Below are 22,403 nucleotides of genomic sequence, written 5' to 3'. Positions count from 1 at the left end.
CGCCTGCCGCGTGATGGCGGGCTTTTTCCGGCCTTTTGCCGTTTGGGGGAAACCATGTTGTCCGCGTTGCGTCCATTGCACTGCCTGCCTGTCCGACCCACATTGCTGGCCCTGTGCCTGGCCATGAGCCTGGCCGCCGAAGCCGCACCGGTACCGTTCGACCTGCCGGCGCAACCGCTGGCGCGCTCGCTGAGCCAACTGGCCCAGCAGGCCAAGGTCCAGCTGCTGTTCGACGAGGCCCTGCTCGGCGGTGCCCAGGCACCGGCGCTCAAGGGCGACTTCGAAGCCGAAGTGGCTATCAGCCGCCTGCTGGTCGGCAGCCGCTTCAACGTGGTGCGCATGGGCAACACCTACGTGGTACGCCTGCGCGAAGACGACCCGACTGCCGACAACAGCCTGCAACTCGGTGCCGTGAGCATCGTGGGTGACGGGCAGCAGGTCGACGCTGGCAACGTCGGGCGCTCGACGCTCGACCAGGAGCAGATCGACCGCTACCAGCCCAGCAATATTCCCAGCGTGCTGGCGACCCTGCCGGGGGTAAACATGGGCGGCTCGTCCAAGCCCGGCGGCCAGACCATCAACATCTGGGGCTTTGGCGACGCCGAGGACGTGCCGATGACCCTCGACGGTGCGCCCAAGAGCGGCTTTGAGCGCTATCAGCAAGGCACCATCTTCATCGAGCCCGAGCTGATCAAGCACATCGAGGTCGAAAAAGGCCCGCACTCGGTCAAGACTGGCAACGGCGGCTTCGGCGGCAGCGTCAATATGGAAACCAAGGACGCCGGCGACTTGCTGCAAGAGGGCCGCAACAGCGGTGCGATGCTCAAGTACGGCTATGGCAGCAACGACCACCAGCAGATCTACAGCTCGGCATTGTTCGGCCGTACCGACGACGGTCGCATCGACGGCCTGGTGTATTACACCAAGCGCGACGGCGGCAACCTGAAGATGGCCGACAGCCTGCCCGACCCCACCGGCAAATGGCCGATCAACCCCCAGCGCATCCCCTACAGCGCCCTGGACCTGGACGGCGCTCTGCTAAAGACCAACATACATTTCACCGACGAGCACAGCCTGGGGCTGTCCTGGGCACAATCGGAAAGCCAGCGCTGGACCACCTTCTCATCGACCGCCTTCAGCACGCCCCCCACTGCGGCGGATATCAAGAAGTACGGCTACGAAGCCGCCCTCAAGCGTTTCCTCGCCAACCGCCGCACCATCGACACCACCTGGTCGGCTACCTACAAGTACCAACCGATCGAAAACCCGTGGGTGGACCTGCAGGTGAAGTACTCCGAATCGGACACCAAGCAGACCGATGAGCGCGACGCCACGGCGTTCTTCCAGCCCGCCACCGGTGGGCGCAAGATGGACACCGAGTACAAGGACCGCATGCTTGATGTGAAGAACACCAGCACCTTCCTCACCGGTCCCCTGGAACATGCGCTCACCGCAGGCGTGCAGGTGCGTCGCCATGACCGCGACACGCAGATGTGGATGCCCGGCAAGACCTACGAAGTACCCAAGTACAACTATGGTTACTACCAGCCGTACTTCATGCCCAGTGGCCAGGTCGACAGCCAGGGCTACTACTTGCAGGACGCCATCACCCTGGGCGACCTGACCATCACGCCATCGTTGCGCTACGACCACGTGACCAACGAGGGCAAGCCTAACCAGGCGCCGTACTACAACAACCCCGCGGCTGGCCACGACTACAGCGACAAGACCTACAGCGGCTGGTCGCCACGTCTGTCGCTGTTCTGGAAGATGAACGAACAGACCGCGCTGTTCGCCGACTACAGCAAGACCTGGCGCGCCCCGGTGCTGGATGAACAGTATGAAGTGCAGGGTGTCGGCAGCCGCACCGCCACCAGTCGCAACCTCGACCCCGAGCGCATCACCGGTGTGCGGGTCGGTAGCATCAGTACCTTCACCAATGTGCTCAGCCAAGGCGACAGCGCGCAGATTCGCACCATGGCATTCCACAACAAGGTCACTGACGAGATCTTCAAGGCCACCGGCATCGGCTGCCAGGAGCAACTGGTCAGCGGCGGCACCATTGCCAACACCTGCGGCGACGGGCTGATGGGCAACTACCGCAATATCGGCGATGTGACCTACAAGGGTTTCGAAGTCGAGACCTTCTACGACGCCACCTATTGGTTCGGTGCGCTGTCGTACTCTTGGATGGAGGGTCGCCACGAGGGCGCGTACACCAACCCCTGGGGGCCGGATGTCTGGGCCAAGGATGTACCGGCACCGAAATGGATCACCACCCTTGGCGTGAAGATCCCGGCCTGGGACGCCCGGGTCGGCTGGACCGCGCAGTTCGTCGGCGCCACCCACCACCTGCCCAGCGACAAGTACTTCGAGGGCCCGGCCAGCGCGCTCGGTGACCGCTACTACGACAACTTCGGCAACGAGAAGTACCAGATCCATGGCCTGTTCGCCAACTGGAAGCCGCAGCAACCCTACCTCAAGGGCACCGAGGTCAACCTGACCGTGGACAACCTGTTCAACAAGGCCATCCGGCCGGAGCTGTCGGGCGAGAACGCCTATACCCAGGGGCGCAATGCCAAGATCAGCGTGACTCGGTTCTTCTGAACCCGCTGGCAGGCAATGATGCAACGGAGTGCATCACCTGCCGTTCGACACCCGCTCCTGGGCCCTGGCGACATTCACCTGCATCGCCACGATGGCCAGCTCATGGACTGCCTGGGCAACCGTATGCGTACCGCGTGCCTGCATCCACGACAGGATGTCGGCGAGGTGCCAGAGCGAGAGCGTGCCGTCATGCACCGGGGCCGGAAAGCTGCGGTGATGGGTGAGCATGAGCTTGCGCATGTTCTGCCGGGACACCCCCACCAGCTCCGCCACATCGGTCAGGCCAACCAGGTCGGGGCTGGCCTCGATCAGCCGGGCATCCGGCAACACTTGCCGCACATCCGCCAGGGCGCTGTGCAGTGCCTCCCGCGCCGTGCCGCCCTCGCGGGCGAAGGCCAGGGCCAGACGGCCCGGCTGGCCGCTACCGACCACTGCATCATCGCAACCGGCCTCCCCCAGGCGCTCGATCAGCGCATCGACGTCCATGTCCTCGGTCAATTGGTATTTGAGGGTGAACTCGTACTCCATCACTTTCGCTCCACTGACTGATTGGCTATCGCGCTTGTCGACGTACAGTTGTCCACGATCCGGCGTAACTGGCGGGCGAAGGTGCCCGGGTTTCTGGGCGTGCTCCACACGCTGGTGATGCAGAACTCGCCGCAGCGGCATTCGCGGTCGTTGTTAGGGCAATAGATCCGACCCCAGCAATGGCCACCTCCCACAGAGACTCTCCAGCCCCGCGCCTCGTCGTGCGTCAGGGACTGTTCGACTTCCTTGTTTGGATGGAGGGGACGGACCATCGGTTGAGCTCCAGTATGGATATGAGAGATAGGTTGTCAAGTGACAACCATGCGACGCCGACAGGCGTCATCACAAGCCAGACTAGGTGCCAGAGGGATGAAACGGGCTCAAAAAGGTCGCTTCGGAAACGACCTAACCAAATTTGTGAAAGTGCTGTAGATCGATTATCCAGCGATCAGCCCATCCGCCTTCAACAACGTCTCCAGGCAATGCTCGCGCACCCCATAGAACGTCTTGAGCTCGGCGATTTTCTCCAGCAGACCCGCATTGTCCTGGGGCTGCCGACGCTTGACCGCAAGGATCATCTTGTTCTTGTTGGTATGCTCGAGCGAGATGAACTCGAACACCTTGGTCTCGTAGCCGCAAGCCTCCAGGTAAAGGGCGCGCAAGCTGTCGGTGAGCATCTCGGCCTGCTGGCCGAGGTGCAGCCCGTACTGCAGCATCGGTTGCAACAGCCCCGGGCTGTGCAACTGCGGGCGGATCTGCTTGTGGCAGCACGGCGAGCACATGATGATCGCGGCGTTGCAGCGAATACCGCTGTGGATGGCATAGTCGGTGGCGATGTCGCAGGCATGCAAGGCGATCATCACATCGATGGCCTCAGGCACCACGCTGCGCACATCGCCGCATTCGAACACCAGACCCGGGTGCTCCAGGCGCGCGGCGGCGGCGTTGCACAACTCGACCATGTCCGGGCGCAGCTCGACACCCGTGACCTGCGCCTCACGGGCGAGGGTGTTGCGCAGGTAGTCGTGCATGGCAAAGGTCAGATAGCCCTTGCCCGAACCGAAGTCGGCGACCTTCAGGCTCTGCTGGGCGTCCACGGGCGCGTCGCTCAAGGCATGGTCGAAGACCTCGATGAACTTGTTGATCTGCTTCCATTTGCGCGACATGGACGGGATCAGCGCGCCCTGCGCGTCAGTCACCCCCAGGTCGCGCAGGAACGGCCGCGACAGCTCCAGGTAACGCTTCTTCTGCCGGTCATGGCCACCCGCGCCCGTCTCGCGGGGCGCCTGCTGGGCCAGGTGCCGGCGCAGCATCGGCTTGCCCTTCTTGCTGAACTCCAGTTGCACCTCACCGGCCGGGGTGAACAGGTGCGCGTTGCGAAAGCTCTCGGGGAGCAGTTCGGCCACCAGCGCCTGCGCCTCGTCCAACCCCAGGTTGCGAGTAATGTCGCGGGTCTGGTGACGGTAGACCAACGACAGGCAGGCCTGGCCCTTGATCTGCACCGCCTTGGCGATGATCCGCTGCAGGGTCTGGTCGGTACCGACATGGCGGGCCAGCACCAGCTTGCTCAGGCTGCCGTCGCCCAGCGCATCGGCGAGCAGGCTCAGGAACTGGGCGCGCGCGTCCGGCGCGCCATGGGCGGAGGAAGGGGAAGACATGGGAACGGGTGCCTCGAAATGCGGGGAGCGCGATGCGCAATGCCGGGCATTCTACGTCGATGATGCCCCTGGCGAAACATGCCCTTGCTCGCCAACGGTCAGTCGAGAATCACCAGGCGGTTGGGCAGTTCGTTGCGCGCATGGGTCGGGGGTACATGTTCGCTGAGCAGCTCGCCGCAGGCCTCGATGCATTCGACGAAGCCCTGCAAGGTATGGCCCTGGCGCACCTGGTCGGTGAAACGGGCGACGATCGCCTCGCGCGCCTGCTCGGGCAGGTGCCGGGCGATGCCCTCGTCGACCAGGATCTCGACATGGCGTTCGGCTTCGCTGACGAAGATCAGCACACCCGTGGCCCCGGCGGTACGCTGCAGGTTGAGCTCGAGAAACTGCTGGCGGGCCAGGCCCGAAGCGCGCCGGCGGCGCAACATCGACGGCACCACCCAGGCAGCCAGGCGCGGATGGCGCAACACCAGGCACAAGCTGATGAAGGTCAGCATCTGCGCCAACAACAGGCCATTGACGCCGATACCACCCAGCCACACATGCAACGCGCCGGGTATCAACAAGGCCAGCAAGGCGGCCCAGATCAACGGCAGGTAGGGGAAATCATCGGCGCGGCGGGCCAGCACGGTCACAAGCTCCGCATCGGTGCGCCGTTCGGCGCGTGCAATCGCCTCGGCGATCTGGCGCTGTTCGTATTCGGTCATGCCATCGTCTCTCGAGCGTTCTTATCGTTGTTATCCCGGCAATCGGGTGGGCGAGAGTGTATCTCAACAAATGCCTCATATAAGGCATAATCCGCGACTGCGTCGGATCATGGATGAATGATCCACAACACGGCCAGCGGACACGACAACAACAGGCATACGAAACGTCTCGGCCCACCGCTATCACTCGACAACGGAATTGATGATGAAACTGTCTTTGCTGGGCCTGGCCATGGGCCTTGCCAGTCAGGCGGCCCTTGCCGCCCCTATCGCCCCGCCCCTGCAGGACAAGCAGGCGTTCGTCGACCATCTGATCAGCCAGATGACCGAGGCCGAGAAGATCGGCCAGCTGCGCCTGATCAGCATCGGCCCCGAGATGCCCCACGCGAAGATCCGCGAGGAAATCGCCGCCGGACGCATCGGCGGCACCTTCAACTCGCGCACCGCCCCGGAGAACCGTCCGATGCAGGACGCGGCCATGCGCAGCCGCCTCAAGATCCCGATGTTCTTCGCCTACGACACCATCCATGGCGAACGCACCATCTTCCCGATCGGCCTGGGCCTGGCCTCGTCCTGGGATATGGACGCCATCGCCAAGGTCGGCCGCACCTCGGCCGTCGAGGCGGCCGCCGACTCGCTGGACATGACCTTCGCACCGATGGTCGACATTGCCCGCGACCCGCGTTGGGGGCGCACCAGCGAAGGCTTTGGCGAGGACACCTACCTGACTTCGAAGATCGGCCAGGTGATGGTCAAGTCGTTCCAGGGGTCGAGCCCGGCCAATGCCGACAGCATCATGGCCATCGTCAAGCACTTCGCCCTGTACGGCGCCGTGGAAGGGGGCCGCGACTACAACACGGTCGATATGAGCCTGCCGAAGATGTACAACGACTACCTGCCGCCCTACCGCGCCGCGCTCGACGCCGGTGCTGGCGGGGTAATGGTGGCGCTGAACTCGATCAACGGCGTGCCGGCCACGTCCAACACCTGGCTGATGAACGACTTGCTGCGCAAGCAGTGGGGCTTCAAGGGCGTGACCATCAGCGACCACGGCGCCATCCAGGAACTGATCCGCCATGGCGTGGCCCGTGACGGCCGCGAAGCCGCCAAGCTGGCGATCAAGGCCGGCATCGACATGAGCATGAACGACACCCTCTACGGCGAAGAACTGCCTGGGTTGTTGAAGTCCGGTGAGGTCAGCCAGGCAGAACTGGACCAGGCAGTGCGTGAAGTGCTGGGCGCCAAGTACGACATGGGTCTGTTCAAAGACCCCTACGTGCGCATTCCAAAGCCTGAGACCGACCTGAAGGACTACTACGCCGAGGACCGCCTGCACCGCGAAGCTGCGCGTGACGTGGCACGCCGCGGCCTGGTGCTGCTGGAAAACCGCGAGCAGACCCTGCCCCTGAAAAAGGCCGGCACCATCGCCGTGGTCGGCCCACTTGCCGATGCGCCGATCGACATGATGGGCAGTTGGGCCGCCGACGGTAAACCGCAGCACTCGGTGACCGTGCGTGAAGGTTTGCGCCGCGCCGTCGAAGGCAAGGCCAAGCTGGTGTACGCCAAGGGCTCGAACGTCACTGGCGACAAGGCGATGTTCGATTACCTGAACTTCCTCAACTTCGACGCCCCGGAAATCGTCGACGACCCGCGTCCGGCCGCAGTGCTGATCGACGAAGCGGTCAAGGCCGCCAGGCAATCGGACGTGGTCGTGGCCGTGGTCGGCGAGTCCCGGGGCATGTCCCACGAGTCCTCAAGCCGCACCACCCTGGAGATCCCCGCGGTACAACGCGACCTGATCAAGGCGCTCAAGGCCACCGGAAAACCCCTGGTGCTGGTGCTGATGAACGGTCGTCCGCTGTCGATCGCCTGGGAACGCGAGCAGGCCGACGCCATCCTCGAAACCTGGTTCAGCGGCACCGAAGGCGGCAACGCCATCGCCGACGTACTGTTTGGCGACTACAACCCGTCCGGGCGGCTGGCCATCACCTTCCCGCGTTCGGTCGGGCAGATCCCGATGTACTACAACCACATGCGCATCGGCCGCCCGTTCACCCCAGGCAAGCCGGGCAACTACACCTCGCAATACTTCGAGGAGCCAAACGGCCCGCTGTATCCGTTCGGCTACGGCCTGAGCTACACCAGCTTCGAACTGTCCGACCTGACCTTGTCGCAGACCGAGCTAAAGCGCGGCGTGACCCTCAAGGCCAAGGTCGTTGTGAAGAACACCGGCAAGCGTGACGGCGAGACCGTGGTGCAGCTGTATATCCAGGACCAGAGCGCGTCGATGAGCCGCCCGGTGAAGGAGCTGAAGAACTTCCAGAAGCTGATGCTCAAGGCCGGCGAGTCGCGAACCTTGACTTTCGACATCAGTGAGCAGGATCTGAAGTTCTACAATGGCCAACTGCAGCACGTTGCCGAGGCTGGCCAGTTCAACGTGCAGGTCGGCCTCGATTCCGAAGCGGTGCAACAGCAGAGCTTCGAGCTGCTGTAAGCCAGACCCGGCCCCATCGCGGGACAAGCCCGTTTCCACACATCACGCTGTGGAAGCGGGCTTGCCCCGCGAAGAGGCCGGCACAGACAACCGCAACCCCGGATCCGCCCCATGCCCTCATCCTTCCGCACCCTGCGCCTGGGTTTGATCATCCTGCTGATCCTGGTCGGCACCACACTCAGCGCCGGCTGGGCCATGCACCAGGCCAAGCGCGAGGCGATGGCAACCGACGCCCGCCGGGCCGGCCAGCAACTGGGCCTGTATGCCAACGCCCTGCATACCCTGATCGAGCGCTACCGTGCATTGCCTGCGGTACTGGCGCTGGACCCTGAACTGATCGCCGCCCTGCGCGGCCCGGTTACCGAACAGGTGCAGGACGCCCTGAACCGCAAGCTCGAACGCATCAACGGCGCCGCCAACTCTTCCACCCTGGAGCTGTTGGACCGCACGGGCCTGGCCATCGCGGCCAGCAACTGGCGCCTGCCGACCACCTATGTCGGTTCCAACTACGGCTTTCGCCCCTATTTCAAACAGACCCGCAGCCAGGGCAGTGGCCGCTTCTACGCCGTCGGCGTGACCAGCGGCGTGCCAGGTTATTTCCTGGCGAGCGCGGTGAACGATGAACATGGCCGCTTCCTCGGCGCCATGGTGGTCAAGCTGGAGTTCCCGGAGCTCGAGCGCGAGTGGCGCCAGGGCAACGACATCCTGCTGGTCAGCGATGCCCGCGGCATCACCTTCATTGCCAACCAGGACGGCTGGCGTTACCGCGAACTGCAACCGCTGTCCGGTGCCGACCGCGCCGAGCTGGCGGAGACCCGCCAGTACGACAAGCAGCCGCTGGTGCCCCTGCAGCACCAGGCCCTGACTCGCTTCACCGACACCAGCCACCTGACCCGCGTGCAAGGCCCGGATGGCACCGCCGAGTACCTGTGGGAGCGCCTGCCCCTGGAGGCCGAAGGCTGGACCCTGCACCTGTTGCGCAAGCCGCAGGTCGCCGAGGATGGGCGCAACGCCGCCCTCGCCGCCGCGGCGATCTGGCTGAGCCTGGTGTTCGCTGCGCTGTTCGTCAGCCAGCGCCTGCGACTGGCCCGGCTGCGCCAGCGCAGCCGCGAGGAGCTCAAGCGCCAGGTCGAGGAACGTACCCGCGAGCTGCGCACGGCCCAGGAAGGCCTGGTGCAATCAGCCAAGCTGGCGGCGCTGGGGCAGATGTCGGCCGCGCTGGCCCACGAGATCAACCAGCCGCTGACCACCCAGCGCATGCAACTGGAAACCTTGCGCCTGCTGCTTGATCATGGCCGTCACGACGAAGCCCGCCAGGCCCTGGAACCGCTCGAGCAGATGCTCAGCCGCATGGCCGCGCTCACCGGCCACCTGAAGACCTTCGCCCGCAACAGCCCCGGAGGCCTGCGCGAACGCCTGGACCTGGCCACCGTGGTCGACCAGGCACTGCACCTGCTGGACACCCGCATGCGCGCCGAAAGCGTCGAGGTGGCGCTGTACCTCGCCCGCCCGGCGTGGGTCCGTGGCGATGCCATCCGCCTGGAGCAAGTGCTGATCAACCTGCTGCGCAACGCCCTCGACGCCATGGCCGACAAGCGCTACAAACGCCTGGAGATCCGTATCGAGGCGGACGATGCGCAGTGGCGCCTGAGCGTGCTCGACTCCGGTGGCGGCATCCTCGACACCGACCTTTGCCGGGTCTTCGACCCGTTCTTCACCACCAAGCCGGTCGGCGAGGGCCTGGGCCTGGGCCTGGCCATCTCCTACGGCATCGTCATCGATGCCGGCGGCCACCTGCAGGTCGAGAACCTGCCGGGGGGCGCCCGCTTCAGCCTCACCCTGCCCCGCGACCTGGAGACGGTATGTTGAATTCAGTGATCGTTGTCGATGACGAAGCCAGCATCCGCGCTGCGGTGGAACAATGGCTGAGCCTGTCAGGCTTCAACGTGCAGCTTTTCGAGCGTGCCGAGGAGTGCCTGGCGCAACTCCCGGCGCACTTTCCCGGCGTGATCCTCAGCGACGTGCGCATGCCCGGCATGTCCGGTCTGCAGTTGCTCGACCGGCTCCAGCAGGCCGACCCCGACCTGCCGGTGATTCTGCTCACTGGCCACGGCGATGTGCCCATGGCGGTGGAGGCGATGCGCAACGGTGCCTACGACTTTCTGGAAAAGCCCTTTACCCCACAGCACCTGATGGGCAGCCTGCGCCGGGCCCTGGAAAAACGCCAGCTGGTCCTGGAAAACCGCCGCCTGCATGAGCAGGCCGACCTCAAGGCCCAGCTGGAGAACACCTTGCTGGGCATGTCCCAGGGGTTGCAGCAACTGCGCCGACAGGTGCTGGAGCTGGCCAGCCTGCCGGTCAACGTGCTGATCCGTGGCGAAACTGGCAGCGGCAAGGAGCGCGTGGCGCGCTGCCTGCACGACTTCGGCCCGCGCGCCGACAAACCCTTTGTCGCGCTAAACTGCGCGGCCATCCCCGAAACATTGTTCGAAGCCGAACTGTTCGGCCATGAAAGCGGCGCCTTTACCGGCGCTCAGGGCAAGCGCATCGGCAAGCTGGAGTACGCCAATGGCGGTACGGTGTTCCTCGACGAGATCGAGAGCATGCCCCTGGCCCAGCAAGCCAAACTGTTGCGGGTGATCCAGGAGCAGAGGCTTGAGCGCCTGGGGGCCAACCAGAGCATCGCCGTCGATCTGCGCATCATCGCCGCGACCAAACCGGACCTGCTTGAAGAGGCCCGTGCTGGGCGCTTTCGCGAAGACCTGGCGTACCGCCTCAACGTTGCCGAGCTGCGCCTGGCACCGCTGCGCGAGCGCCGTGAAGATATCCCGCTGCTGTTCGAACACTTCGCTCGCACCGCCGCCGAACGCCTGGGCCGCCATGCCCCACCGGTCGGCGGAGGACGATTGGCGCAGCTGCTGGCCCACGACTGGCCGGGCAATGTGCGTGAGTTGGCCAATGCTGCCGAACGTCATGCCTTGGGGCTGGATTCGCAGAACCTTGAGAGCCTGCCAGGCGGGCAGTCGCTGGGCGAACAGATGGAGGCGTTCGAAGCCCAATGCTTGCGTGCGGCGCTGCGCCAGCACCGGGGCGAGATCAAGGGGGTGATGGAGGCGCTGCAACTGCCGCGGCGTACGCTGAACGAGAAGATGCAGCGCCATGGCCTGGTGCGTGAGGACTTTCTCGGCAACGAATGAGCGGATTTCCGCTTATCGGTCCAGGCAAATGAGCGGAAGTTCGCTCACTGCATGCTGAATCGCCGGAACTGCCTGGCAGCCCATCACTGGCAAGCCAGCGCCCACCAGGCACCATGCAAGCCAGATACGGTGCGAGCTGGCTCGCCAGCGACAGGGCACAAGACGCCCCCAAATGGACCACCAAGCACCCATTTGGCACACCTCCTGCAAAACCCTTCTCAAGCTGCGCCCCCGAGCGCGCTCCACAAAAACAACGAGAAGGTATCCCTGATGGATAACGCCAGCACTCTGCCTACCGGGGCGGCCGTTGCGCCCGCCGCGGAAAAGTCCACCGCCAGCCGCCTCAAATCGATCTTCAGTGGTTCCATCGGCAACATGGTCGAATGGTACGACTGGTACGTCTACGCCGCATTCTCGCTGTACTTCGCCAAGGCTTTCTTCCCCGCTGGCGACACCACCGCCCAACTGCTCAACACCGCCGCAATCTTTGCCGTGGGCTTCCTCATGCGCCCGATCGGTGGCTGGCTGATGGGCCTGTACGCCGACCGCAAGGGCCGCAAGGCGGCGCTGATGGCCTCGGTGCTGCTGATGTGCGCCGGCTCGCTGGTCATCGCGCTGACGCCGGGCTACGAGACCATCGGCGTCGCCGCACCGGTCCTGCTGGTCATCGCCCGACTGATGCAGGGCCTCTCGGTAGGGGGTGAATACGGCACCTCGGCCACCTACCTGAGCGAGATGGCCAGCAAGGAGCGCCGCGGCTTCTTCTCCAGCTTCCAGTACGTCACCCTGATCTCCGGCCAGCTCATCGCCCTGGCGGTGCTGATCGTCCTGCAGAACACGCTGACTACCGAGGAGCTGTACGCCTGGGGCTGGCGCGTACCCTTCGTGATCGGCGCGCTGTGCGCGGTGGTCGCCCTGTACCTGCGCCGTGGCATGGAAGAGACCGCCTCCTTCACCAAGAAGGAAAAGTCCAAAGAGAACCTGATGCGCACCCTGATGCGTCATCCCAAGGAACTGATGACCGTGGTCGGCCTGACCATGGGCGGTACCCTGGCCTTCTACACCTACACCACCTACATGCAGAAGTACCTGGTCAACACCGTAGGCATGAGCATCAGCGACTCGACCACCATCTCGGCGGCCACGCTGTTCCTGTTCATGTGCCTGCAGCCGGTGATCGGCGGCCTGTCCGACAAGATCGGCCGGCGCCCGATCCTGATCGCCTTCGGTGTGCTCGGCACCCTGTTCACCGTACCGATCCTCAGCACCCTGCACACCATCCAGACGTGGTGGGGCGCGTTCTTCCTGATCATGGCCGCATTGATCATTGTCAGTGGCTACACTTCGATCAACGCCGTGGTGAAGGCCGAGCTGTTTCCCACCGAGATCCGTGCCCTGGGCGTGGGCCTACCCTACGCGCTGACCGTGTCGATCTTCGGCGGCACCGCCGAGTACGTGGCCCTGTGGTTCAAGAGCAACGGCATGGAGACCGGTTTCTACTGGTACGTCACCGCCTGCATCGCCTGCTCGCTGCTGGTGTACGCAACGATGAAGGACACCAAGCAGCATTCGCGGATCACCACTGACTGATCCCTGCTCGCCAAACGTGAAAAAGGGGCGCTACGGTTGACGGAGCGCCCCTTTTTAATAGGCGCGCGCCAAACAGTAGCGTTATTTGGCTCACAACATGAGCTGAATAGCGCTATTATTCGGCTCATGACCTCAAAACAGCACACCGCTGCAGACACCTTCTGGGTGTGGCAGCAGGCCGACTGGCCCGGCTTTCGCTGGAACGAGTCGCAACTTGCCCCCTTGCTCAGGGACTGCGTCCAGGCGCAGGGTTGCCTGCTGGGCAGAGCGGGAGCAGTGACCGAGGCCAATGCTAACCTGGACACGCTCGATACCCTGTTGCAGAACATTGTCACGTCCTCGGCCATCGAGGGTGAACAGCTGAATGTGGAGTCCGTTCGCTCTTCCCTCGCCCGACGGCTTGGCATTGCCGAGCCGGGAACAACCACGACACGCAGCGAGGGCCTGGCCGAGCTGATGGTGGACGCGACCATGGGCTATGTTCGCCCGCTGGATCAGCCGCGCCTGTTCCTCTGGCACCGCTGGCTGTTCCCCGAAACCGACGACTCGCTCGCACCTCCTCTGCCAATTGGCGCATGGCGCGACCATGCCCCGATGCAGGTGATATCGGGGCGTATCGACAAACCCAAGGTGCATTTTGAGGCACCGCCACGCGCCGGCCTGGAGCAGCAGGTGCAGCAGTTCCTCGACTGGTTCGAGAGCAGCCGCCATGATCGGCAACTCGATCCCCTGCTGCGTGCGGGCCTCGCCCATTTCTGGTTCGTCACCCTGCACCCCTTCGCCGATGGCAATGGCCGCCTGACCCGCGCCATCACAGACCTGGCATTGGCCCAGGGCGAGCAGCGAGCGGTGCGTTTCTACGCCATGTCCAGCAGTATCCTGGAAGATCGCTCGGGCTACTACGCAGCCCTTGAAAGCAGCCAGCGCGGCGACCTGGACGTCACACGCTGGCTAGCCTGGTTCCTTGCCACCCTGCTGCGCAGCCTCCAGCAAGCGCTGGTGCGCATTGACCGGGTGCTGGCCAAGTCGCGCTTCTGGCTGATCCATCGGGGCGATGGTTTGTTGCCCGAACAAGTCAAGGTGCTCAATCGACTGCTCGATGGCGGGTCTCGCGGCTTCGAGGATGGCATCAGCGCCAGCCAGTACCAGGCCGTGGCCAAGGTCTCCAAGGCCACGGCCACCCGGCACCTGGCCGACCTGCTGCAGAAAAACTGCCTGGTTCGTCTGCCCGCTGCGGGCGAAGTACCCGCTATACGGTGAACACCCAAGCGACCTGACGCTTGTACGAAATGACGCTGCTGGAACAGGCGCAAGCCGCCTTGCGGCCTGTGCATGCCTCCCCAGGAACCGCTGCCGCCACGCCTTAATTTCCCATTAATTGTCTGGGCACATGCTGATATGGCCCTGTCGTCGGTCTGCGCTTTTCATTCTTGCGTTCTAGGGCTGATCGGCGAGCAGGGCGCCAGAAGACTGCATTGAAGGCCATTCACGCCCAAAACAATCAAATTATTAGATTTTTATCCATTATTTTTTGCGCTTTTTAATCAATTTTACAGGCGTAATATTGAACCCATAGAAACAACAACCCCTGGCACTCATCGGAGCTACGACCATGAAGAACAAACTGATCCTTTCCCTCGCCCTGTCGGTACTGGCTACTGGCGCCTTCGCCGAAGACGGTTTCGATCGCACCAACGCCCACACCTTTGCCGCTGCACAGAGCCAGTCGTCCAACTACGCAGAAGATGGCTTTGATCGTACTGGCGGCCAGCGCTTCGCTGAAGACGGCTTCGACCGTACCGGCGGCCAGCGCTTCGCCGAAGACGGCTTCGACCGCACCGGCGGCCAGCGCTTTGCCGAAGACGGCTTCGACCGCACCGGCGGCCAGCGCTTCGCAGAGGATGGTTTCGACCGCACCAACGGCCACCGCATCAGTTGATCTCTGATGCGCGCTACCAGCCCGGCTTCGGCCGGGCTTGATCATTTGCAGTTGAGCCAAGCCTTGGCAAACTAGGCGCCTCGTCCCCCACCAGGAAGGGCCTCGCGGCCTTGCGCAGATGTACTACTACGAACCCGCCAAAGGCCACGGCCTGCCCCACGACCCGTTCAACGCCATCGTCGGCCCTCGGCCCATCGGCTGGATCTCCAGCCACGATCGCGAAGGCCGCCTGAACCTGGCGCCCTACAGCTTCTTCAACGCCTTCAACTACATCCCACCGATCATCGGTTTCTGCAGCGTCGGGCGCAAAGACAGCCTGAACAATATCGAGCAGACCGGCGAGTTCGTCTGGAACCTGGCTACCCGGCCGCTGGCCGAGCAGATGAACCAGAGCTGTGCCGCGGTGGCGGCAGATATCGACGAGTTCGCGCTCAGTGGCCTGACCCCGGCCCTGTCCAACGTGGTCAAGGTGCCACGCGTGGGCGAGAGCCCGGTGAGCTTCGAATGCAAGGTCAGCCAGATCGTCCAGCTCAAACGCGCCGACCAGGAACTTGTCCCCAGCTGGCTGATCCTCGGAGAGGTAGTGGCGGTGCACATTGCCGAGCACCTGCTCAAGGACGGCATCTACGACACCGCCGCCGCCGAGCCGATCCTGCGTGGCGGCGGCCCGGCCGACTACTTTGCGCTGGGCGAGCTGTTCAAGATGGCCCGTCCACAGGTCTGATCAGAAGACCAGTTCGCCTTCCTCGCCTACGCCCTGCAGGCGTTCGAGTTCAGCACAAGCGGCCGTGTCGGCCGCGATCGCCGACTGGAACACCTGCCCGTCGAGCACTTTGTGAAAGCGCGGCGCACCGCCCATGCCCAGGGCCTTCACGGCGATCGCCGCGTGGTAGCCGCCGCCTTGCACCGGGACCATCGCCGAGACCGCTTCGAAGTGGGGGAATTCTCTACGTGCCATGCTGCACTCCGCCTGAATGATGTAGGGGCGGCATTCTACACATCAGGCGAAGGTATGCAGGTCCAGGCTGCTGACCACCTGCGCCTGGACCAGCTCGCCGAACACCTCCAGAGTGGGCGAGGCGAAATAGCCGCTCATCGCCTGCTGGTCGCTCCAGCTGCCGCTGAGCAGCCACAGATCGGCATCGACCTGCGAACGCTGCACACTGAAGCTCAGGCAGCCGGGCGCCCGCAGCGACGGCTCCAGCAGGTCGCGCAGGCGCATGCCGAGTTCCGCCGAACGACCGTTGCTGGCGCGGATGAAAGCCAGGTGAGTGACCGGTTGAGGCTGGGTCATGAACGATCTCCTTGAAGCGCTACGGACGGGAAAACAGGCTGCCAAGATTAGGGCCCCGCCCTCGCGCGACGTTAGGTCATTACTGCCGAGCGATTGCCTGATCCTGCCGTGCGACAGGATCAGGCAATCGAACGACAGCATTCGACTAGCGCCCGACATTGGCCATACCTATGCTGGCCCGGTCAGTAGAGGAACCACGCCATGACCACGCTCCCGCCACCCGACTCGACCCTTGAGCTGCAGCGCCAGGAACTGGCCGCGCTGATCCAGCGCCACGCCGGCCAGCCCCATGGCCCGGCGTCGGCCATCGAGGACCTTTACCTTACGTGCTACGAAGAGGAGATCCGCGGCATGCCCGCGCTGGCCCAACCGGCGTTGTGCATTCTTGCCCAAGGCAGCAAGACCCTGATCCTCGGCGACGAACATTACGCCTATGATCCGCTGCACTACATGGTGGTGTCGGTCACCCTGCCGATCAGCGGCGCCCTGCTCAAGGCCAGCCCCGAGCATCCCGCGCTGGGCTTGCGCCTGGACATCGACCCGGCGCAACTGAGCCAACTGATCGCCGAGAGCAGCCCGATGGTGGTGCCCAACCGGCCATCAGGTCTCGGCCTGTACGTGGAGAAAAGCGATCCGCAGCTTCTGGACGCGTTGATCCGCCTGATCAAACTGCTGGACTCGCCACGCGACATTGCCATCCTCGCGCCGATGATCCGCCGGGAAATCTTCTACCGCCTGTTGCGCGGCCCCCAAGGTTACCGGCTGTACGAAATCGCCCTGGCCAACAGCCAAACCCATCGGGTCTGTCAGGCGATTACCTGGCTCAACAACCATTACCACCAGCCGTTGCGTATCGAAGACCTCGCTCGGGAAGTGAACCTCAGCGTCTCCACCTTGCATCACCGCTTCAAGTCGGTGACGTCGATGAGCCCCTTGCAGTACCAGAAGCAACTGCGCCTGCAGGAGGCCCGACGCCTGATGTTCAACGAGGGTTTGGAGGCTGCCGTGGCCGGCTACCGGGTGGGCTACGAGAGCCCATCCCAGTTCAGCCGCGAATACAGCCGGCTGTACGGCGCGCCGCCAATCCGTGACGTGGCAAGGTTGCGAGCCAGCGCCAGTTGAACGACCCGCCGCACCCCTGGCTTGCCGGCGAATCGAGGGTACAGCCCTCGTGGCGCAGTCACCCTTGCACAGCCAACTGCCATTGCCCCTGATCCACCTGGATCAACGTCGGCCCCGGGCGCTCCACCGCTCGGCCCAGCGCCGCCTGCAACTGCGCCACGTCAGCCACCGACTCGGCGTCGGCCCCCAACGCCCGCGCCACGCCGATGAAGTCCGGGGTGTGGATGTCCACACCGACCGGCTCGATCGCCCGATTGACCATGTACTTCTTGATTTCCTCGTACCCCTGGTTGTTCCACAGCAGCACGATCAGCGGCACCTGCGCCTCGACGGCACTGGCCAGCTCGGGCAGGGTGAACTGCAACCCGCCATCACCGATCAGGCATACTGTGGGCGCACGCGCGGCGCGCACTTCGGCGCTGCCGAGCCAGGCGCCCATGGCCGCCGGCAACGCGTAGCCCAGCGTGCCGTAGCCCGTTGACGCGTTGAACCAGCGGCGTGGCCGGGTCATGTCCAACGTCAGGTTGCCGGTGTAGACCGGCTGGGTCGAATCGCCCACCAGCACGGCGTCCGGCAGGGTTTCCAGGATACTGTTCAGCAAACGGGTCTGGCTCAAGGTCGGCTGGTCCCAGGTGGCTGCGTTTTCCTGGCGCAGTCGGGCGGCCCGAGCAGCGCCCCAGTGACCATCACGCAGTGGTTGCGCCTGCATGTGCAGGGCCACCAGCAGGGCCTCTGTCGCCTGTGCGGCATCGGCCACCAGGGCCAGTTCGGGCGGGTAGTTGCGCACCGTCTGGTCCGGGTCGATATCGATCCGCAGGAGGCTGCCGGGAATCTCGAAACCACCCTTGAACGTCACGTCGTAATCGGTCTCGGCCAGCTCGGTGCCGATGGCCAGCACTACGTCGGCCTCGGCCACCAGCGCACGGGTGGCCGGCAAAGTCTGGGTCGAGCCGATCTGCAGCGGATGGTTGGCCGGCAGCAGCCCCTTGGCATTGATCGTCAGCGCTACCGGCGCCTGCAGGTGCTCGGCCAGCCTGGCCAGCCCGGCGGCGGCGTCCAGGGCACCACCGCCGGCAAGGATCAACGGCCGGCGCGCCTTGGCCAGGCGCATGGCCATCTGCTGCACGGTCTGCGGCGCCGCGCCCGCCCGGGCGGTGCGCACCGGGCGGCCCGGCAGCAGGTGATCGGCGGGTTCCACCAGCACATCCAGCGGGATCTCGATATGCACCGGGCGCGGGCGGCCACCGTCGAATACGGCAAAGGCACGGGCCAATACCTCGGGCAAGTCATCGGCACTCATCAAGGTATGCGAAAACGCCGCCACCCCCGCCACCAGCCCGGCCTGGTTGGGCAGTTCGTGCAACTTGCCGCGCCCGCCACCCAACTGGCTGCGCGACTGCACGCTGGAAATCACCAGCATCGGGATCGAGTCGGCGTAGGCCTGGCCCATGGCGGTGGTGATGTTGGTCATGCCCGGGCCGGTGATGATGAAGCACACACCAGGCTTGCCCCGGGTACGCGAGTAGCCGTCGGCCATGAACCCGGCGCCCTGCTCGTGGCGCGGGGTGATGTGGCGGATCGAGGAGGCAGCCAGGCCGCGGTAGAGTTCCACGGTATGCACGCCGGGAATGCCGAAGACATGGTCGACGCCATAGCCTTCGAGGAGTTTGACCAGCACTTCGCCACAGGTTGCCATCATCGAGTACCCGATTCTTGTTGAGACTGGTGCTCATGGAACCAAGTGCCGACTACCGCCACAATGCAAAAAAACACATACTAGCCATGACCTCATATCATGGCTTGTCACAATGAAACGCCTGCCGCCCCTCCCCGCCCTGCACACCTTCCTGGTGACCGCGCAGCACTGCAACTTCACCCGTGCCGCGCAACAGCTGCATATCACCCAGGGCGCGGTCAGCCGACAGATCGCCGGCCTCGAGGAACATCTGGGCTATGCGTTGTTCCAGCGCCAGGCCCGTGGCCTGGCCCTGACCCGCGAAGGACAGGACTGGCTGCCTCGGGTGCAGCAGGTCTTCGCCCTGATCGAGCAAGGCGTGCGCGAAGTCGGCGGGCGCAGTACGACGCTGCAGCTCAAGGCGCCGACCTGCGTGATGCGCTGGCTGCTGCCGCGGCTATTGGAATGGCAGGCGCTACGCCCGGATGTGCCGGTGGAATTGACCACCACGGTGCAGCATGGCGTGGATTTTCGCCGCGAGGGCTTCGATGCGGCCGTTGTGTATGGCGCGGTGCCGAACCATGGGCTGCAGGTACGCAAGCTGTTCGATGAACAACTGACACCAGTCTGCGCACCATCGCTATCTAGCGTCCCCTTGCAATTGCAGGACCTGGCGCGGCAGATGCTGCTGCACCCCTCTCGGGACGAGCACGACTGGCGGTTGTGGTTGCAGGCGGCCAATGCCGGCGTCGAACCCCAGGGACCGAAGCAGCACTTCGAGACACTGGACATGGCGATGGCCATGGCCTCCCAGGGGACCGGGATCGCCATCGGCGACTTTTCGCTGATTGGCGACGACCTGCGCGCCGGGCGTTTGTGCATGCCGTTCGAGCTGAAGGTGACGACCGGGAAGGGGTATTACCTGGTCAGCCCGTCGAAGAGCATGCCCACGGGGTTGGTCGAGTTGATGGAGTGGCTGCAGGCGCGTGCCCACACATGACATCAATCGCGGGGCCCCGACTTGCCCCGCGATGCAGACGACTCAGTAGCCGACCGTGAACCGTGCCCGCGAATGCGCCGGCTTCTCCAGCTCGTCGAGCATGGCGATGGCATAGTCGGCAAAGGTGATCCAGCTCTTGCCGTCGGCGCCGATCAGCAGGTGATCCTTGCCCAGGGTGTAGTGCCCGCTGCGCTGACCTTCGACGAACTCCGCCGACGGCGACAGGAAGGTCCAGTCCAGGGTCGGCTCCTGGCGCAGCGTATCGAGGAAGCGCACACCGGCATTGGCCTCGGCCTTGTAGGCTTCCGGGAAATCCGGGCTGTCGATCACCCGGTGCCCGGACGGCAGCAGCAGGCTACCGGCGCCGCCCACCACCAGCAGGCGCTTGACCCCGGCACGCTTGACCGGCTCGATGATCGCGCCAGGCTCGATGGTCGAGAAATGCGCCGCGCTCAACACCGCGTCACAACCTGTCACGGCCGCCTGCAGGGCGGCACTGTCCTTGGCATCCAGCGCCTTGACCGTCACGCCGTCACGACCTTGCAGCGCACTCGGATTGCGGGCGATGGCCACCACACTGTGACCCCGACGCAGGGCCTCTTCCAGCAACTGGCTGCCGGCGCGTCCGGTGGCGCCGATGATTGCGATCTTGCTCATGGGAAACACTCCAACAGGTTGAAAGGGGTTACCACTTCATCTCGCCCTTGGCGACCTTGGCACCCAATTCAAGGGAGCTCTCGTCACCCAGGTTCGGGTAGCGCTGCTTCATCGCCGCGATCAGCGCGGCGGCATTGGCAGCCTTGGCGGCCTCGGTATCGAAGTCACGAATGTAGCCGGCGGTGAAGCGCACCGTGTCCAGCGAACGGCTGCTGTCGCCCAGATAGTGCCCCGGGATCACCGTGCGCGGGGCGAGCTGTTCGATCTTCGCCAGGGTCTTCTGCCAGTCGGCGTGGGATTGCGCGGTCTGGGTGTCGGCCATCCACACATGGATGCCCTCGGAAACCACCACGCCACCGACCACTGCCTTGATCGAGGGAATCCACACGAAACTGCGGTCCGGCTGAGGACCGTCCAGGCCGACGACCTGCAGTGCCTGGCCTTCCAGTTCCAGGCGATCACCCTGCAGTACCTGGGGCACCACCAGACGTGCCGGCTTGTCCGCGCCCATCTGCGGGCCCCAGTAGGCCAGCTTGGCGTCCATGGTCTTGCGGATATGCTCGACCGTGGCGGCCGAGGCGACCACGCGGGCCTTGGGGAACGCCTGGGTGATGGTGTCCAGGCCGAAGTAGTAGTCCGGGTCGCCATGGCTGACATAGATGGTGGTCAGTTGCTTGCCGCTGGCACGCAGGCGCTCGACCACCTGCTCGGCCTGGGCCTTGCCGAACTGGGCGTCGACCAGGATGGCGTCGTGGGCGCCGCTGACGATCACCGAGCTGACCGGGAAGATCGCCGCGTGACCGGGGTTGTAGGCTTCCAGCTTGAGCGGTTCGGCAGCCATGGCCTGGCCGCCGAGGGTAAGGCAGGCTAGCAGCAGGCCGCGAAGGGGCGTGAAGAGAGACATTGCAAGATCCTGTGAGTGGGACGATGGGTGCAAGCTTAGTTGCCCGATCCAATACAAAAAATGCGATGCTTCGACATAGTTTGTTTCTGAAATCGGACAGATCATGGATCGGCTCAACGCCATGCGCGTATTCGTCACCGTCGTCGACCTGGGCAGCCAGTCCGCCGCCGCGGACCACCTGGAACTCTCCAGGCCCGTGGTATCCCGCTACCTGGCGGAGCTGGAGGACTGGGTCGGGGCACGCCTGATGCAACGCACCACCCGCAAGCTCAGCCTGACGGCGGCAGGCCTCGAGACCTTGCCACGTTGTCGGCAGATGCTGGAGCTGGCCGGCGACCTGCAAAGCGCCGTGCGCCAGCCGGACGACGCGCCCCGTGGCGAGCTGCGCATCAGCGTCAGCACCTCGTTCGGCCAAGCCCAGCTGGTGGATGCGCTGGCGGCCTACGTCAAACGCTACCCCGGGGTGAAGGTTGAGCTGCAGATGCTCGACCGCACCGTCAACCTGGTGGACGAGCGCATCGACCTGGCGATCCGCACCAGCAACGATGTCGACCCCAACCTCATCGCCCGGCGCCTGAGCGTGTGCCGCTCGGTGGTCTGCGCCAGCCCCGCCTACCTGCGCGAGCACGGTACGCCGGACCGGGTCGAGGCATTGAGCCAGCATAACTGCCTGACCCACGCCTACTTCGGTCACAGCCTGTGGCATTTCGAGGTGGGCGGGCAGGGCGTCGCCGTGCCGGTGCAGGGCAACATCAGCGCCAACGAGGCCATGACCCTGCAGAAAGCCGCCCTGGCCCATGCCGGCATCGCCATGCTGCCCACCTACCAGGCAGCAGCCGCACTGCGCAGTGGCGAGCTGGTGCGATTGCTGCCGCAAGCCAAGCCGCGGGAACTTACCCTGAATGCGGTGTACACCTCGCGCAAGCACATGCCGGCGACATTGCGCAGCATGCTCGACTTTCTCGCGCAGCGGTTTGGCGACGAACCGGAGTGGGACAAGGGGTTGAGCTGAGTCAAGACGGTGCAGATAC

General features: G+C 64.5%; 19 protein-coding genes and 1 pseudogene. 11 read left to right on the top strand and 9 right to left on the bottom strand.

Going from position 1 to position 22,403, the window contains the following annotated elements; translation table 11 throughout:
* Positions 1-54 precede the first annotated feature (54 nt).
* Positions 55-2,607, top strand: coding sequence for a TonB-dependent receptor (locus KHO27_RS01750; RefSeq protein WP_214501078.1), 2,553 nt, complete (start codon positions 55-57; stop codon positions 2,605-2,607).
* 33 nt (positions 2,608-2,640) lie between these two features.
* On the opposite strand, the gene KHO27_RS01745 is transcribed toward KHO27_RS01750, so the two are convergent.
* The 4 genes from KHO27_RS01745 to KHO27_RS01735 form a co-directional block, all read right to left on the bottom strand.
* Positions 2,641-3,135 (bottom strand): helix-turn-helix transcriptional regulator, encoded by a 495-nt coding sequence (locus tag KHO27_RS01745; protein WP_110697678.1) that lies wholly within the window; start codon positions 3,133-3,135, stop codon positions 2,641-2,643.
* Positions 3,135-3,407 (bottom strand): hypothetical protein, encoded by a 273-nt coding sequence (locus tag KHO27_RS26120; protein WP_110697676.1) that lies wholly within the window; start codon positions 3,405-3,407, stop codon positions 3,135-3,137. The genes KHO27_RS01745 and KHO27_RS26120 overlap by 1 nt, the downstream gene beginning before the upstream one ends.
* A 165-nt stretch (positions 3,408-3,572) precedes the next feature.
* The gene (locus KHO27_RS01740; protein WP_214501077.1) at positions 3,573-4,793 is read right to left on the bottom strand and encodes a class I SAM-dependent methyltransferase; all 1,221 of its coding nucleotides are present in this window, start codon (positions 4,791-4,793) and stop codon (positions 3,573-3,575) included.
* Between the two features lie 98 nt (positions 4,794-4,891).
* Positions 4,892-5,500, bottom strand: a complete 609-nt coding sequence (locus KHO27_RS01735) for a TPM domain-containing protein (RefSeq protein ID WP_102682753.1) — start codon at positions 5,498-5,500, stop codon at positions 4,892-4,894.
* 202 nt (positions 5,501-5,702) lie between these two features.
* Between KHO27_RS01735 and bglX the strand changes: the two genes are divergently transcribed.
* The 7 genes and pseudogenes from bglX to KHO27_RS01700 all read left to right on the top strand — a co-directional run bounded on the left by bglX (position 5,703) and on the right by KHO27_RS01700 (position 15,444).
* A complete protein-coding gene (gene bglX / locus KHO27_RS01730) occupies positions 5,703-7,994 on the top strand; it encodes a beta-glucosidase BglX (protein WP_214501076.1) in 2,292 nt (763 codons plus the stop codon).
* A 111-nt stretch (positions 7,995-8,105) separates the two neighbouring features.
* Complete coding sequence (locus tag KHO27_RS01725) at positions 8,106-9,863, top strand: sensor histidine kinase (RefSeq protein WP_214501075.1); 1,758 nt, start codon at positions 8,106-8,108, stop codon at positions 9,861-9,863.
* Complete coding sequence (gene mifR / locus KHO27_RS01720; protein WP_111531736.1) at positions 9,857-11,191, top strand: two-component system response regulator MifR; 1,335 nt, start codon at positions 9,857-9,859, stop codon at positions 11,189-11,191. Before KHO27_RS01725 ends, mifR begins: the two co-directional genes overlap by 7 nt.
* A 270-nt stretch (positions 11,192-11,461) precedes the next feature.
* The gene (locus KHO27_RS01715) at positions 11,462-12,781 is read left to right on the top strand and encodes an MFS transporter (RefSeq protein WP_110697667.1); all 1,320 of its coding nucleotides are present in this window, start codon (positions 11,462-11,464) and stop codon (positions 12,779-12,781) included.
* A 126-nt stretch (positions 12,782-12,907) separates the two neighbouring features.
* Positions 12,908-14,058, top strand: a pseudogene (locus KHO27_RS01710) (Fic family protein).
* A 335-nt stretch (positions 14,059-14,393) separates the two neighbouring features.
* Positions 14,394-14,720, top strand: a complete 327-nt coding sequence (locus tag KHO27_RS01705; RefSeq protein ID WP_110697663.1) for a hypothetical protein — start codon at positions 14,394-14,396, stop codon at positions 14,718-14,720.
* Between the two features lie 118 nt (positions 14,721-14,838).
* Complete coding sequence (locus KHO27_RS01700; protein WP_102682760.1) at positions 14,839-15,444, top strand: flavin reductase family protein; 606 nt, start codon at positions 14,839-14,841, stop codon at positions 15,442-15,444.
* Here the strand turns inward: KHO27_RS01700 and KHO27_RS01695 are convergent, their stop codons facing one another.
* Together KHO27_RS01695 and KHO27_RS01690 are read right to left on the bottom strand one after the other, a co-directional pair.
* A complete protein-coding gene (locus tag KHO27_RS01695; RefSeq protein WP_111531735.1) occupies positions 15,445-15,678 on the bottom strand; it encodes a hypothetical protein in 234 nt (77 codons plus the stop codon).
* 42 nt (positions 15,679-15,720) lie between these two features.
* Complete coding sequence (locus tag KHO27_RS01690; protein WP_023630181.1) at positions 15,721-16,014, bottom strand: putative quinol monooxygenase; 294 nt, start codon at positions 16,012-16,014, stop codon at positions 15,721-15,723.
* A 201-nt stretch (positions 16,015-16,215) separates the two neighbouring features.
* Between KHO27_RS01690 and KHO27_RS01685 the strand changes: the two genes are divergently transcribed.
* Positions 16,216-17,136 (top strand): AraC family transcriptional regulator, encoded by a 921-nt coding sequence (locus KHO27_RS01685; protein ID WP_110697659.1) that lies wholly within the window; start codon positions 16,216-16,218, stop codon positions 17,134-17,136.
* Between the two features lie 58 nt (positions 17,137-17,194).
* Here the strand turns inward: KHO27_RS01685 and KHO27_RS01680 are convergent, their stop codons facing one another.
* Positions 17,195-18,832 (bottom strand): 5-guanidino-2-oxopentanoate decarboxylase, encoded by a 1,638-nt coding sequence (locus KHO27_RS01680; protein ID WP_214501954.1) that lies wholly within the window; start codon positions 18,830-18,832, stop codon positions 17,195-17,197.
* 112 nt (positions 18,833-18,944) lie between these two features.
* Here KHO27_RS01680 and KHO27_RS01675 point away from each other — a divergent pair, with 112 nt between their 5' ends.
* Complete coding sequence (locus tag KHO27_RS01675) at positions 18,945-19,811, top strand: LysR substrate-binding domain-containing protein (protein ID WP_110697657.1); 867 nt, start codon at positions 18,945-18,947, stop codon at positions 19,809-19,811.
* Positions 19,812-19,853: 42 nt separating this feature from the next.
* On the opposite strand, the gene KHO27_RS01670 is transcribed toward KHO27_RS01675, so the two are convergent.
* Positions 19,854-20,468, bottom strand: a complete 615-nt coding sequence (locus KHO27_RS01670; RefSeq protein WP_214501074.1) for an NAD(P)-dependent oxidoreductase — start codon at positions 20,466-20,468, stop codon at positions 19,854-19,856.
* Positions 20,469-20,496: 28 nt separating this feature from the next.
* Positions 20,497-21,372 carry an MBL fold metallo-hydrolase gene (locus KHO27_RS01665; RefSeq protein WP_214501073.1) on the bottom strand — a complete coding sequence of 292 codons (876 nt, stop codon included), beginning with the start codon at positions 21,370-21,372 and terminating at the stop codon, positions 20,497-20,499.
* A gap of 103 nt (positions 21,373-21,475) precedes the next feature.
* Here KHO27_RS01665 and KHO27_RS01660 point away from each other — a divergent pair, with 103 nt between their 5' ends.
* On the top strand, positions 21,476-22,384 hold the full coding sequence (locus tag KHO27_RS01660; protein ID WP_214501072.1) for a LysR family transcriptional regulator: 909 nt from the start codon (positions 21,476-21,478) through the stop codon (positions 22,382-22,384).
* Positions 22,385-22,403: the final 19 nt, after the last annotated feature.

The organism is Pseudomonas sp. RC3H12 (assembly GCF_018596375.1).
GTDB lineage: Bacteria > Pseudomonadota > Gammaproteobacteria > Pseudomonadales > Pseudomonadaceae > Aquipseudomonas.
This window is presented reverse-complemented; position numbering and strand designations above follow the sequence as displayed.

Bases quoted from the DNA above. Each gene is read 5' to 3' on its own strand.
- KHO27_RS01750 (WP_214501078.1), top strand. From the start codon at position 55: ATGTTGTCCGCGTTGCGTCCATTGCACTGCCTGCCTGTCCGACCCACA.
- KHO27_RS01745 (WP_110697678.1), bottom strand. From the start codon at position 3,135: ATGGAGTACGAGTTCACCCTCAAATACCAATTGACCGAGGACATGGAC.
- KHO27_RS26120 (WP_110697676.1), bottom strand. From the start codon at position 3,407: ATGGTCCGTCCCCTCCATCCAAACAAGGAAGTCGAACAGTCCCTGACG.
- KHO27_RS01740 (WP_214501077.1), bottom strand. From the start codon at position 4,793: ATGTCTTCCCCTTCCTCCGCCCATGGCGCGCCGGACGCGCGCGCCCAG.
- KHO27_RS01735 (WP_102682753.1), bottom strand. From the start codon at position 5,500: ATGACCGAATACGAACAGCGCCAGATCGCCGAGGCGATTGCACGCGCC.
- bglX (WP_214501076.1), top strand. From the start codon at position 5,703: ATGATGAAACTGTCTTTGCTGGGCCTGGCCATGGGCCTTGCCAGTCAG.
- KHO27_RS01725 (WP_214501075.1), top strand. From the start codon at position 8,106: ATGCCCTCATCCTTCCGCACCCTGCGCCTGGGTTTGATCATCCTGCTG.
- mifR (WP_111531736.1), top strand. From the start codon at position 9,857: ATGTTGAATTCAGTGATCGTTGTCGATGACGAAGCCAGCATCCGCGCT.
- KHO27_RS01715 (WP_110697667.1), top strand. From the start codon at position 11,462: ATGGATAACGCCAGCACTCTGCCTACCGGGGCGGCCGTTGCGCCCGCC.
- KHO27_RS01705 (WP_110697663.1), top strand. From the start codon at position 14,394: ATGAAGAACAAACTGATCCTTTCCCTCGCCCTGTCGGTACTGGCTACT.
- KHO27_RS01700 (WP_102682760.1), top strand. From the start codon at position 14,839: ATGTACTACTACGAACCCGCCAAAGGCCACGGCCTGCCCCACGACCCG.
- KHO27_RS01695 (WP_111531735.1), bottom strand. From the start codon at position 15,678: ATGGCACGTAGAGAATTCCCCCACTTCGAAGCGGTCTCGGCGATGGTC.
- KHO27_RS01690 (WP_023630181.1), bottom strand. From the start codon at position 16,014: ATGACCCAGCCTCAACCGGTCACTCACCTGGCTTTCATCCGCGCCAGC.
- KHO27_RS01685 (WP_110697659.1), top strand. From the start codon at position 16,216: ATGACCACGCTCCCGCCACCCGACTCGACCCTTGAGCTGCAGCGCCAG.
- KHO27_RS01680 (WP_214501954.1), bottom strand. From the start codon at position 18,832: ATGGCAACCTGTGGCGAAGTGCTGGTCAAACTCCTCGAAGGCTATGGC.
- KHO27_RS01675 (WP_110697657.1), top strand. From the start codon at position 18,945: ATGAAACGCCTGCCGCCCCTCCCCGCCCTGCACACCTTCCTGGTGACC.
- KHO27_RS01670 (WP_214501074.1), bottom strand. From the start codon at position 20,468: ATGAGCAAGATCGCAATCATCGGCGCCACCGGACGCGCCGGCAGCCAG.
- KHO27_RS01665 (WP_214501073.1), bottom strand. From the start codon at position 21,372: ATGTCTCTCTTCACGCCCCTTCGCGGCCTGCTGCTAGCCTGCCTTACC.
- KHO27_RS01660 (WP_214501072.1), top strand. From the start codon at position 21,476: ATGGATCGGCTCAACGCCATGCGCGTATTCGTCACCGTCGTCGACCTG.